The organism is Aerococcus sp. HMSC062A02, from assembly GCF_001809535.1.
Taxonomy (GTDB): Bacteria; Bacillota; Bacilli; order Lactobacillales; family Aerococcaceae; genus Aerococcus.
Genome location: NZ_KV797939.1, coordinates 19,941 through 31,796 on the forward strand (window position 1 = coordinate 19,941; position 11,856 = coordinate 31,796).

The following is an 11,856-nucleotide window of genomic DNA, read 5'->3' on the forward strand; positions in this document are numbered from 1 at the left end:
TTGTCTAAGAGCAATCCGCCAGCATTTCTTCTCGTAGTCCAGGGTTTAACGACTTTTATCATAGGCTAATTAGGCGTCTTCTAAGCCCGCAAAGGCTTCTTCATCAACATCTGTTAATTTAAGCAACCAATTTTCTTCTGACTTGGCTGAGTTTAAGAGTTCCGCTTGGTCTTCAGCCGCCGTATTCTTTTCTACGACCTTACCAGCTAATGGACTTTGGATTTCCATCACGGTTTTTGAAGCCTCGATATTGGCGATAGGGTCATCTTTTTCTAAGTGGTCTTCGCTAGTGAATTCAACGAAGCCAACGGTGCCGACATCATCTTGTAGTTCAGGGGTCATAGAAACGACATAATTAGCGCCGTCTTTTTCGATAAATAAGAAATTTGCACGTTTTTTCATTCTAATACCTCCAAGTTAAAACTTACTTTATCATGATAACATATTTTCCCAAATAATGGGACCCTTTGCCTGCTTTACTTGATCAGGGCCTCAGCTAGCAACTCTAAGCTCTTGGTCCGGTTATCAAAGCCGGGCACTAAGGGAATCAAAAGGGCCTCATCGGCGTTTAAGCGGCGGTTCCAATCGGCGATTTCGGCGCTTACCTGGTCAATTCCTCCCGTAATCATGCGCTTGCGGTTCTCCTTCATGGCCTGGCTTTGGTCCGCTGTTGCTTCAAAGGACTGGCTGCTAGCGATGGAGGGAAAACGGTCATAATAGCGGAAATTATCTTGACCCAAGAGCCACCAGTCCAAAGCTTGAGCTAGGTCTTCGGCATGGTCAGGGTCGTCTGCCACGGCGACAAAGGCGGCATACATCACCCGGGGCTCGGCTGTTGCCTTGGAGGGCTTGAAGTTATCCCGGTAAGCAGCCACCGCCTCTTCCGCAATTTCTAAGACATTATCCCGGGCAAAGGGGAAGATCCCAAAGCAATAGGCAAGCCCCAAGCGTCCCGCTAATTTGGCATTGTTTACGCTTGAGGAGAGGATCCACATCTCTAAATCTTCTCCGATTGTCGGATTGGCCTTGAGATCATTGAAGCGGTGGTCGGTCTGGTCCTCATCAGTCATATACTTATAGAGGTCCTTGATGGCCTGTTCGTAAGAGAGCTCCCCTTCTTGATATTCATTCATCACCTTGGCAATTTGGGGCACGCTCTTATTGTTACCGAAGCCTAAATCAATCCGCCCCGGATGGTAGGCCGCTAAGACCTTGAAATTTTCCGCAACCTTGTAGGGACTGTAATGAGGAAGCATCACGCCACCTGACCCAATATGAATGCTTTTGGTCCGGTCCGCCAGGCGCATCATAATCACTTCCGGGCTAGAGGAAGCGAAGGCGGGGATATTGTGGTGTTCAGCCACCCAGAAGCGTTGATAGCCCAAGTCTTCAGCTAGCTCGGCCAATTCTTCCGTATGGGCTAAGGCCTCAACCGCACTCTCCCCTTCATCCATTACTGCATAGTCTAAGATACTATATTCCGTCATCTCGGAACTCCTTTCTTTAACCAACATGTCTTTCTTCTAATTTATGACGAAAGCGAATACATGTCAATTTTTGCCAAGGGTCTTTCCTCAAAAAATTCTTCTTTGGACTAGAAAAGCTTGGTATTTATACATTTATTGTTCATATAAAAGTACAATAATTGAATAGCAACCGTTTTCTTTAAAACTATGATAAAATAAGAGCAACTCGTTAAAGGAGGTGTACTATGTTAACTGACCAATGTGCCCGTCAGGTTCTAAGAGAGATTATTGCCCTCTATCCTGACGTGGAAACCGCCCTTGATTATCAAAATCCTTTTGAATTATTGGTAGCTGTGATCCTGAGCGCCCAGACAACAGACGTCCAGGTCAATAAGGTCACCCCTGCCCTCTTTGCGGCCTATCCTGATCCAGAAAGCCTAAGCCAGGCGAAGGAAGATGATGTGGCGGACTATATCAACCGGATTGGCCTCTACCGCAACAAATCCAAATACCTGGTCGCCTGCGCCAAGATGCTGGTGGAAGATTTTGATGGGAAGGTGCCCCAGAACCGTAAAGACCTGGAGAAACTGCCAGGTGTCGGACGGAAAACTGCCAATGTCGTCTTAAGTATTGCCTTTGATATCCCTGCCTTTGCGGTGGATACCCATGTGACCCGGGTCTGCAAGCACCACGGGATCGTCGCCCAAGATGCCAGTGTCAGAGAGATTGAGGACCGGGTGACCAGCCTCTTGGACCCTAGTGAGTGGACCCAGGCCCACCAAGCCTTGATCTACTTTGGCCGCAATATCTGCCATCCCAAAAATCCTGACTGCCGGGACTATCCCCAACTCTACCAATGCCTAGATGAAAAAAATGCATAAGAAAGGTGAATGGCCTCGCCTGGATGCATATAAAGCCAGGCATTTCCTCACAATAAAAGCAGCCAGCCCTTAGTCTGTCTGCTTGAGATTTTTTTGGTGTTGCTGGCCCACTTCCTTAAAGAAGCCCTCTTCGAGCTGGACTTCCTGGTAGGCGATTCCCGCTTGGTCCAGGAGATGGAGGGCATAAGGATGGTTGTGGTAGTTATACAAGTAATAGATCTTCGAAATGCCAGCCTGGATGATGGCCTTGCTGCACTGGAGGCAGGGGAAGTGGGAGACGTAGATTTCAGCCCCAGCTGTCGGAGCCCCGAATTTGGCGCACTGGAGTAAGGCGTTCATCTCGGCGTGGATGGTTCGCACACAGTGGCCGTCTTCCATATAACAGCCTTCATCGAGGCAGTGGACCTCACCGGAAACGGAGCCGTTATAGCCTCCCGAAATAATCCGCTTGTCTCGAACGATAACGGCGCCCACCATTAAACGCTGGCAGGTTGAGCGCATGGATAGCATTAGGCTCTGCGCCAGGAAGTATTGGTCCCAAGGGATGCGGTTACTCATGATTTTTTCTCCTTTTCTCTTATGAGCGTGTGACAAAAGTCATTAGGCCTGAATCAGCAGAAACTTTTTTCTAGACCCCTTCATACCAGTCACAGGCGACGATTTCAATAGGATAGGTCATTTCGACTTCTTCTTTTAACTGGAGGAGGCGGTTGCGAGTCTTACTGTAAGTATTAGATACTAAAGCAAAGCCCAGACTCATGAAGTGGTGGTCGTCTAAGTGAGCAATTTCAGCAGCTGATACCCCATAGTTTCGCTGGCAGCGTTGAATGATACTCTTGATCAATCGCCGCTTGTCTTTGAGTGACTGGATGCCGGATAAGCGACAGGTCAATTCAAAAGCTAGTACGTACATTGTGATCCTTTCTAGAATTAACAGGAGGTTATTTTATGTTAAGCAAAAAAGAACTGCGTAAAGCCGTCAAAGCCAAACGTCAAGAACTGAGTCCCGAATACTATGCTTCGGCCAGTCAGAAAATTACGAACCGCCTCATTAAAAGCGAGACCTACCAAGAGGCCCAATGCATCTTCACCTTCCTGACCATGCCCCGGGAATTTGATACCGAAGCGCTCATCCGTCAGGCCTGGCAGGATGGGAAAACCATTGTCGTTCCCCGGGTGGAAAGTATGGGGCAGATGAGCCTACGCCGCTATGACCAAGGCGATGAACTGATTATGAGTAACTTAAATATCGAAGAACCCAGCCCCGAAGCGGAGATTGTTCCTCTTGAAAACATTGACTGGGTAACCCTGCCCTGCATGACCTGCAATCCTAAAGGCGAACGCTTAGGCTATGGGGGCGGCTTCTATGATCGCTTCTTGGCCCAATACCAAGGGAAGATCAGTCTCCCCTACTTCGAGGAATTAATGGTGGACGAAATACCTATGGCCCCCCACGACCACCTAGTCCCCCATATCGTTACGGAAAAGGCTGAATACTTCCCTGGCCGCTAGTCTTCGTAAGCGTCGAAGTCCACTTCCACATAGGTCTGACCTGTCCTTAAGGCCTCTAAAGCGAGCTTGCGGTCCTTGACCAAGGGGCTAGGCAGGTCGTCCAAGGGGAACCAGTCTAAAGCGTCATGCTTTTGCGCTTCCAAGATGTGAGGCTGGCCTTGAAAATGCTGGCTGGTAAAGAAAATATTATAATAAGTCGTGTCTTGGCTAATGCGATTGTGGCTGAGGAGGACAAAGTCGAGATCATCGACATGAAGGTCGATGCCGATTTCTTCTTTGGCTTCCCTCACAATGGCTTGGCGGACACTTTCAGCTGCTTCAACATGACCACTAATGAGGTCCCATTGTTGGGGCAGCATTTTTGTATTGGCCCGGTGCTGGAGGAGGACTTCCCTTTGTCCTTCGCACTCGCGTGTTAGGATGAGGATGCCCGCACTGGGCGATAGATGATGGTTTGACATAGTTTCCCTCTTTCTATTCATCGCGGCTAAGCGCATGGAATTCCGCCTGAACTAAGCTGGCCAAGTCCCTAGGCGCAAGGCCCAACTGGAAGCCACGCTTGCCGGCACTGACATAAATCATATCATAAGCTAGGCTAGATTGGTCAATATAGGTTGGAAAGAGCTGTTTCATGCCAACTGGCGAACAGCCCCCGCGAACATAGCCGGTCACTTTGAGCAGATCCTGTAAGGGTAAAAGTTCCAATTTCTTGACACCAGCAATCCGGGCACAGTGCTTGAGGTCCAATTCTTCTAGAATCGGAAGGACAAAGACATAGTGGTCCCGAGGATTGGCCTGGCAGACAATGGTCTTATACATCTGCTCAGCCGGCAGGTCGGAATGCTTGGCGGCGTCCCGTCCCGACAGGTGGTTTTCATCGTAGTCGTATTCATGCTGTTCATAAGTTATCCCCGCTTGTTCGACCATGCGGATAGCATTAGTTTTCTTATGTTTCTTTCCCATTTAGACTCCCTTCTTCCGACTTAAATCCCGCATAAAGGCTGATAAGCCCGCCGCAATGGCGCTGGGCCGGACCACATAATGGTCCTGGTAAATCTGGTCAGCCAGGGCGCTGTGGCAGTAAAGGGCACTCAAGATAGCCCCTGCCAAGTCATCCTGACTCTGGCCGATAAAGGCAGCCATCATACCAGCCAGGGTATCCCCCGACCCGCCGACCGCCATGCCAGGATTACCGCAAGTGTTCTGGTAATAGGCAGTCTGGCCCGGCAGGTAGACTTGGCTGGCCTCACTCTTCTTAACCAAATAGACTTGGTAGCGGTCGCACCAGGCCTGGACGCTGACTGGATCGGCCTTGGGCTCGGAAGTCCCATAGAGCCGAGCCCATTCGCCAGGATGAGGGGTTAGAATCAGCTGCTTAAATTCTTTTAAGCGAGCGACCTGGTCTTTGATATCTGCTGCCAACATGGTTAGGGCATCTCCGTCAATAATAAGGGGCTTGGTCCGGGCTTCTTGGTAGAGAAGCTGGCTGATGCGTCGCCAGCGGTAGAGTGACCGCCCCATACCTGGCCCGACGAGGATAACTTCGCTGCTTTCAAGGGCGGCTTGGACTTGTTTTACGTTTGACCAGTCGACCACCATTAATTCAGGCTGGCTGGCATGGATAGCAGGCACATTCACCGGATCAGTGGCTATCGTGATTAGACCTGCACCCCCGGCTAGGGCCGCTTGACCCGCCATCTGGATAGCGCCCCCCATATTTGCGTTGCCTCCAATTAAGAGCAGGCGCCCATAAGAGCCCTTATAGGACTGACGGGGCCGCTGGGGCAGCCAATCGACCACCCGTTTTTCTGTAATTTTTATGGCTTGCATTGGCTTCAACCCTCCTTGATTTTTTATAAAAGCTATATCTTGTATCTCCTATGATTCTATGATACTATATCTAGGCGAAAAGAAAAAGATGGATTGAAAGGATGACGGAAATGGTCAAAGTATATTCTAAACCTAATTGCATGCAATGTAAATTTACAAAGAAATTTTTAGACGAACATGGGGTAGCCTTCGAAATGATCGATGTTACTGAATCCGAAGCCGCTCTAGAAGAAGTCAAGGCCCTTGGCTTCCAAGCCCTACCGGTGATCGTAGCGGATGGCGAAGAACCCTTCTACGGCTTCCGCCCAGATATCTTAGCAAAATTTGCCTAAGCCCAATACAAAAGCCCTCTGACAATCGGTCAGGGGGCTTTTTGAATGATGTGAGACGTCTTTTACTGGTTGATCTCTTCCATCAAACTATAGAGTTGGGTTGGGTTGAGGGCTTCTTTTTCCGCTTGGCTAAAGTCTCGGATGATATGCCCGCGGTCCATTAAGATCATGCGGTTGCCGTATGTTAAGGCATCTTGGAGGTTGTGGGTGATCATCAGGGCCGTCAAGTTTTCCTGGGAGACTTGCTCAGCAGTGATCTCTAGGATCCGCCGTGAGGTCTTGGGGTCCAAGGCAGCCGTATGTTCGTCCAGCAAGAGGAGCTTCGGCTTCACGATAGTTGCCATCAACAAGGCGACAGACTGACGTTGGCCCCCTGAGAGCAGGCCAATCTCCGCTTCCAAGCGTTCATCCAAACCTAGGCCTAATTGTTTGAGGAGTGCCTGATACTTGCTTTGCTTGTCTTGGTCCAAGGCCAATTGTAAGCCCCGGGTCTGCCCCCGCTTCTCAGCCAAGGCCAGGTTCTCTTCCACTGTCATCCGCGGTGCCGTCCCCATCTTAGGATCTTGGAAGACCCGGGAAATATAGGCCGCTCGCTCGATGTCCGAAGTGTCCGTGATGTCCTCCCCTTCCAGAAGGATCTGTCCAGCATCCAGATCAAAAGTCCCGGCTATAGCATTAAGGAGAGTGGACTTCCCTGCTCCGTTGCCCCCAATGATCGTGATGAAGTCCCCGCCTTCAATCGTGAGATTCAAATCATCCAAGGCATAGAATTCATCCGGTGTATGGGGATTGAAGCGTTTGTCTACGTTTTTAAGCTCTAATAAGTGCGTCATTGGTCTACCCCTTTCTACTTTGACGACTGCTGCGGTTAAAGGACTTGCGAAGTTTAGGAATGGCTAGGCAGAGACCTACGATAATCGCAGAGAAGAGTTTAAAATCATCTGCATTAAAGTTAAGCATGAGCACCAGACTTAAGAGTAAGCGGTAGATGATCGACCCCGCCACAATCGTGATGAAACGGGTGGTCAGACTGACATTTTTGAAGATGACCTCGCCGATAATAATGGAGGCCAGGCCGATCACCACAGTCCCAATCCCCATAGAGATATCCGCATAGCCGTTGTCGGTCGCCACCAAGAGGCCGGAAGCGGCAATCAAACCATTGGCTAGCATGTAGCCTAACATGGTCATTTCATTGCTGTCGATTCCCACGGCTCGGGCCATGTGAACATTGTCCCCAGTCGCAATCAGCGCCTGGCCCAGGTCGGTCTTGAAGAAGTATGCCATCAGGGCAATAACGATGGCTACAACGACAGTCCCTATCAGGATGGTATCTACATTTCGAGGGAGAGCGAGCCCACTCAGCATGGTCTTGAAGGTTTCTTGGCCACTCAAACTGAGATTGGCCTGGCCCATCATCTTCAGGTTGATGGAATAAAGACCAGTCATAGTAATAATCCCTGACAGGAGGGGGTTGATGTCTAGCTTAGTGACAAGGAGGGCTGTGATGGCCCCCGCTGCCATACCGGCTAGAAAGCCAATCAATAAGGCAAGGATGGGGTTGAGACCAAAATGGATCATCTGAACCCCAATGGCTGCCCCTAGAGTAAAGGAAGCTTCTGTCGTCATATCAGGGGCGTTTAGGATCCGGAAACTAATATAGATGCCCAGACCCATAACGGCCCAGATCACGCCTTGTGATAAGGCAGAAATAATCATATCCATGCTTAGTGCCCTCCTTCATTAACATCGCTTGCTTTTTCAAGGACGGAATCAGGCAATTTAATCCCTAATTGGTCGGCCTTTTCTTTATTGACATAGGTATCTGTCTTATCTGTAAAGACGATCGGATGGTCAGCTGGACTCTGGCCATCCATGAGGTCAGCGGTGACATTGGCTGTATCGACCCCTAATTGGTATTGGTTGATGCCGACTGTTGCCAGGCCCCCGTCCTTAACCATGGTATCTACAACCGGGAAGACAGGAATGCCCTTGCTGTCGGTAGCAGCAATCAGAGTCGGCATAGACGAAGCAATCGAGTTATCATTTGGGACCCAGATGGCATCCACATCATTGGCTAATTGTTCGGCGACTTGGGCTAAATCGTTAGTGGAATTGATGGTCGCTTCTTTAACCTCATAGCCCATGTCTGCAGCGACTTCTTTGGCCAAAGCTACATTGGCGTGAGAGTTGGTTTCGGAAGAATTGTAGATAATGCCGATGGTTTTGGCCTCAGGAAGGATTTCTTGAATCAGTCTAAATTGTTCTTTAACCGGTGGAATATCAGAAACTCCGGTGATGTTAGCCCCTGGTTTCTCGTAATTTTCCACTAAACCAGCGGACTTAGGATTGGCAACGGCCCCCATAACAACCGGCACGTTCCCTTCTGCTGCATTGGCCAAGGCCTGGGCAGCCGGGGTTGCAATCCCTACTAGGTAGTCCGCGTCATCGGCAATAAATTTATCCGAAATCATTTTTAAGTTATTTTGGTCACCCTGGCCGTTTTGGTAGTCAATATGGATGTTTTCCCCATCCACATACCCCCGCTTGGCCAGTTGGTCATAGAAGCCTTGGCGGATTTGGTCCAGGGCGGGATGGTCCATGAGTTGGAGCAGACCCACCTTCAAGTCTTCATCTAAGGCCTTAGCCGTCACGGCCTGGTTCCCCGAATTAGTCTTAGGTGCTTGAGCGGCCTTATTTTTCTCGATAAGCGTTGGCATAGCTAGGAATAATACCATCAAGGCAGCAATCAAGAAACTGCCTAAAGCTGTAAATCGTTTCATTTCTTCTTTCCTCCTTATTAAAAATAAAAAACCTCCAGCTAAAGCAGAAGCTGCAGGTCCATAGAAAAACCCGCACAGACATAAAGTCACTCTTTATGCGTCTATGCGGGTACTCAAAATTGTCTTGTTATCACACCGCACAGATACAGCCTCAGTTGTCTGAAGTTGTATCTATTGCTTCAACAGTAATAAATACAACTAAGCCGTGCGGATTTGCCAAGCTCTAAGTTTTGTATCTAAAACTGACATGTGATAACCTCCCTTTGATTTGTTAGCTCTAGGATAGCAGATTAAGTCTGAATTTGCAATAACTTTATTAAGACTTTATCATAAAACTCCCTTGCTATCCTCCTTAGTTTTGATATTATAGGCTTTTTTGCTATAATTAGTGATTGGAAAGAAGGTGTTTGAATGTCATTTGATGGAATGTTTACACACAGTATGACACACGAACTCAAAGATACATTGACACAAGGTAAAATCAACAAGATCCAACAACCTTCTGATTATGAAGTTCTACTTACCATACGCAAACAGGGGCAAAATCATAAGCTCCTCCTCTCCGCCCATCCGGACTTTGCCCGGGCCCAATTGAGCCAGGTGGACTACCCTATGCCCGATACCCCACCCAATTTTTGCATGGTCCTGCGCAAGTACCTCAAGGGCGCCCTAGTGATCGCTGTTGACCAATACGAAAACGACCGGGTGATTCGTTTGGAGCTCTTGCGGACGGATGAGATCGGCGACCAACAGAAGCTGACTTTAGTCGTCGAGATGATGGGACGCCATTCCAATATCATCTTAGTCGGCCACCAGGGGCAAATTCTGGATGTGATCAAACGGGTCCCTCTTTACCAGAACCGCTACCGGACCCTCTTGCCCGGGGCTAGCTACCAACTCCCTCCCTATCAAAACAAGGCCAATCCTTTCAAAATTGGGAGCGATTGGCAGCCTACCAGCCAACAGAACCTGTCCCGGCAAGTCCTCCAGCAAGAACTCATGGGGCTAGGCCGGGAATCAGCGGATGAAATTATCTTCCGTGCCCAGTCCAATCCAGATAAGGCTCTGGGGCAGATTATCCAAGAATTCTGCCAGGCCTTCGACCAGCCCCAGCCCTGCCTGACAGGCACTGACAAGAAATTAGAATTCACGGCCTTCCCCTATCTCAGTCTGACTGGGGATAAAGAAACTTACGCCAGCCTCGGCCAGCTCTTGGATGTTTATTATGCCCGTCATACCGAGCGCCAGCAAGTCCAAGAAATCGGCCAGCAGATTGACCAAGTTACCCAGCGGGAACTCAAGCACCAGAGAAAGAAACAGAAGAACCTCAGGAAGGACCTGGAAAAGAGTCAAAAAGCTGACCACTACCAGCTCTTAGGGGAGCTCCTCACCTCCAACCTCTACCAGCTCCAGGGGAACCAAGCTAGTGTGGATCTGCCCAATTATTACGACGACAACCGCCTGGTCCATATCCCTCTCAAAGCAGAGCTGTCGCCTGCCGAGAATGCCCAAGCCTACTATCAAAAATACAATAAACTCACTAAGTCGCGGTCACATATCCAGGAACAATTGGCTAAGAGCCAGGAAGAAATCGACTACCTGGAATCCATCCAAGCCCAAATCGAATGGTCTAATCCTAAAGAACTGGAACTGGTCCGCGAAGAGCTCAAAGAAGAAGGCTATATCAAGGACCGTAAAAAGAAGACCCATAAGCGGATCAAGCCGCTCAAGCCCCGGCAATTCACCAGTCCCTCCGGCTATACCATTAAAGTGGGCCGCAATAACAAACAAAATGACCAACTGACCATGCGCCAGGCCAACAAGAACCATTACTGGTTCCATGTCAAGGACGTGCCCGGCAGCCATGTCATCTTAGAGACAGACCAAGCTAGTGATGACGATATTCTCGAAGCCGCTAGTATCGCTGCCCACTATTCCAAGTCGCGCCACTCCAACAATGTACCGGTTGACTACACCCAGGTTAAGGACGTCAAGAAACCGAACGGGGCTAAGCCGGGCTTTGTCAACTACTTCAACCAAAAAACCGTCTTTGTCAAACCAGCCCAGATCGCTAATAAAGAATAAAATGAGAACGTTTGTTTGTGTCTGTGATCGATTTATGCTATAATGAGGGCAAATCATTCGAGGAGGACACAGAGATGAGAGAACGGCAACTGCAAATCTTACGCTATATCTTTGATTGTGTTGACGACAAGGGCTATCCCCCGACTGTCCGCGAAATATGCGATGCAGTTGGCCTGGCCTCAACGTCCACAGTCCATGGCCATTTGAACCGTCTAGAAGAAGGAGGCTATCTTTTCAAAGATTCGACCAAGCCCCGGGCGCTAGAAATCACTCAAAAGGGCCTAGATAAACTGGGCATCAACACCCGTGGCATCCCCATGCTAGGGACCGTGACAGCGGGTCAGCCTATTACTGCTTACGAGGATATTGAAGGTTATTTTCCTAAGCCACCCCACCTCGCCGAGAGTGATGAAGACCTCTTCATGCTGAAGATTCGCGGGGATTCAATGATTGAAGCTGGTATCCTCAATGGGGACTATGTTCTCGTTCGCCAACAGCAGAGCGCTGAGAACGGCGAGATTGTCATTGCGATGACTGATGCTGATGAGGCTACCTGCAAACGTTTCTTTAAAGAAGACGGCCATATCCGCCTGCAACCCGAAAACCATGAAATGGCCCCGATTATCTTGGACAATTGTACCATCTTAGGCAAGGTTATTTCCCTCTTTAGAGAGCATACCTTCTAAAGTGAAATTTTTTATAGAAAAAGGAAACTGGATTTTTGCCAGTTTCCTTTTTTAGTTTCTATGGGAAATTGCTTGCGCGCTGTAGTCGGGTTCGGGCTGGCAGCTTTCGTGTCAGTTCACAAGTCTCCGCCGCAGTCGGGTTTAGGCTAGCAGAAATAGCTCCTCTTCACCAAAAGCCGCCGAAGACCTTCAGTCTTCTCTGGCTTTTGGCTCTAGAAGTCCCTTTCTAGCCGCATCTTCTCACACCCTAGTCGGGTTCGCAGTTGCAGACTTGAAGTGAC

15 protein-coding genes are annotated in these 11,856 nt (G+C 49.1%); 5 read left to right on the forward strand and 10 right to left on the reverse strand.

Going from position 1 to position 11,856, the window contains the following annotated elements; genetic code table 11:
• Nucleotides 1–69 precede the first annotated feature (69 nt).
• Nucleotides 70–402, reverse strand: coding sequence for a glycine cleavage system H family protein (locus HMPREF2626_RS07355; protein ID WP_070619515.1), 333 nt, complete (start codon nt 400–402; stop codon nt 70–72).
• A 74-nt stretch (nt 403–476) separates the two neighbouring features.
• The gene (locus HMPREF2626_RS07360; RefSeq protein WP_070619518.1) at nt 477–1,487 is read right to left on the reverse strand and encodes an LLM class flavin-dependent oxidoreductase; all 1,011 of its coding nucleotides are present in this window, start codon (nt 1,485–1,487) and stop codon (nt 477–479) included.
• A 224-nt stretch (nt 1,488–1,711) separates the two neighbouring features.
• Between HMPREF2626_RS07360 and nth the strand changes: the two genes are divergently transcribed.
• Nucleotides 1,712–2,347 carry an endonuclease III gene (gene nth, locus HMPREF2626_RS07365; protein WP_070619521.1) on the forward strand — a complete coding sequence of 212 codons (636 nt, stop codon included), beginning with the start codon at nt 1,712–1,714 and terminating at the stop codon, nt 2,345–2,347.
• Nucleotides 2,348–2,416: 69 nt separating this feature from the next.
• Here the strand turns inward: nth and HMPREF2626_RS07370 are convergent, their stop codons facing one another.
• Both HMPREF2626_RS07370 and HMPREF2626_RS07375 read right to left on the reverse strand, forming a co-directional pair.
• Nucleotides 2,417–2,905, reverse strand: a complete 489-nt coding sequence (locus HMPREF2626_RS07370) for a ComE operon protein 2 (RefSeq protein WP_067976265.1) — start codon at nt 2,903–2,905, stop codon at nt 2,417–2,419.
• Between the two features lie 70 nt (nt 2,906–2,975).
• Nucleotides 2,976–3,260, reverse strand: a complete 285-nt coding sequence (locus HMPREF2626_RS07375; RefSeq protein ID WP_070619525.1) for a DUF503 domain-containing protein — start codon at nt 3,258–3,260, stop codon at nt 2,976–2,978.
• 35 nt (nt 3,261–3,295) lie between these two features.
• On the opposite strand from HMPREF2626_RS07375, the gene HMPREF2626_RS07380 reads away from it, so the two are divergent.
• Nucleotides 3,296–3,859, forward strand: a complete 564-nt coding sequence (locus HMPREF2626_RS07380) for a 5-formyltetrahydrofolate cyclo-ligase (protein ID WP_070619528.1) — start codon at nt 3,296–3,298, stop codon at nt 3,857–3,859.
• Here the strand turns inward: HMPREF2626_RS07380 and HMPREF2626_RS07385 are convergent.
• From HMPREF2626_RS07385 to HMPREF2626_RS07395, 3 genes are read right to left on the reverse strand one after another with little or no spacing between them, the layout of a single operon-like run.
• Nucleotides 3,856–4,320, reverse strand: a complete 465-nt coding sequence (locus HMPREF2626_RS07385; protein ID WP_083294401.1) for an NUDIX domain-containing protein — start codon at nt 4,318–4,320, stop codon at nt 3,856–3,858. The genes HMPREF2626_RS07380 and HMPREF2626_RS07385 overlap by 4 nt on opposite strands.
• A gap of 13 nt (nt 4,321–4,333) precedes the next feature.
• Complete coding sequence (gene ybaK / locus HMPREF2626_RS07390; RefSeq protein WP_070619531.1) at nt 4,334–4,822, reverse strand: Cys-tRNA(Pro) deacylase; 489 nt, start codon at nt 4,820–4,822, stop codon at nt 4,334–4,336.
• A complete protein-coding gene (locus HMPREF2626_RS07395; RefSeq protein ID WP_070619533.1) occupies nt 4,823–5,689 on the reverse strand; it encodes an NAD(P)H-hydrate dehydratase in 867 nt (288 codons plus the stop codon). It lies immediately after the preceding gene.
• A 110-nt stretch (nt 5,690–5,799) separates the two neighbouring features.
• On the opposite strand from HMPREF2626_RS07395, the gene nrdH reads away from it, so the two are divergent.
• Nucleotides 5,800–6,021, forward strand: coding sequence for a glutaredoxin-like protein NrdH (gene nrdH, locus HMPREF2626_RS07400; protein ID WP_070619535.1), 222 nt, complete (start codon nt 5,800–5,802; stop codon nt 6,019–6,021).
• 62 nt (nt 6,022–6,083) lie between these two features.
• On the opposite strand, the gene HMPREF2626_RS07405 is transcribed toward nrdH, so the two are convergent.
• The 3 genes from HMPREF2626_RS07405 to trpX are packed head-to-tail and all read right to left on the reverse strand — an operon-like array spanning nt 6,084 to nt 8,804.
• On the reverse strand, nt 6,084–6,854 hold the full coding sequence (locus HMPREF2626_RS07405; protein ID WP_070619538.1) for an ABC transporter ATP-binding protein: 771 nt from the start codon (nt 6,852–6,854) through the stop codon (nt 6,084–6,086).
• Between the two features lie 4 nt (nt 6,855–6,858).
• Nucleotides 6,859–7,746 carry an ABC transporter permease gene (locus HMPREF2626_RS07410; RefSeq protein WP_070619542.1) on the reverse strand — a complete coding sequence of 296 codons (888 nt, stop codon included), beginning with the start codon at nt 7,744–7,746 and terminating at the stop codon, nt 6,859–6,861.
• A gap of 2 nt (nt 7,747–7,748) precedes the next feature.
• Nucleotides 7,749–8,804 carry a tryptophan ABC transporter substrate-binding protein gene (gene trpX / locus HMPREF2626_RS07415; protein WP_070619545.1) on the reverse strand — a complete coding sequence of 352 codons (1,056 nt, stop codon included), beginning with the start codon at nt 8,802–8,804 and terminating at the stop codon, nt 7,749–7,751.
• A gap of 411 nt (nt 8,805–9,215) precedes the next feature.
• On the opposite strand from trpX, the gene HMPREF2626_RS07420 reads away from it, so the two are divergent.
• Nucleotides 9,216–10,889 (forward strand): Rqc2 family fibronectin-binding protein, encoded by a 1,674-nt coding sequence (locus HMPREF2626_RS07420; RefSeq protein ID WP_070619547.1) that lies wholly within the window; start codon nt 9,216–9,218, stop codon nt 10,887–10,889.
• A gap of 74 nt (nt 10,890–10,963) precedes the next feature.
• A complete protein-coding gene (gene lexA, locus HMPREF2626_RS07425; protein ID WP_067976286.1) occupies nt 10,964–11,575 on the forward strand; it encodes a transcriptional repressor LexA in 612 nt (203 codons plus the stop codon).
• The last annotated feature ends 281 nt before the right edge of the window (nt 11,576–11,856 follow it).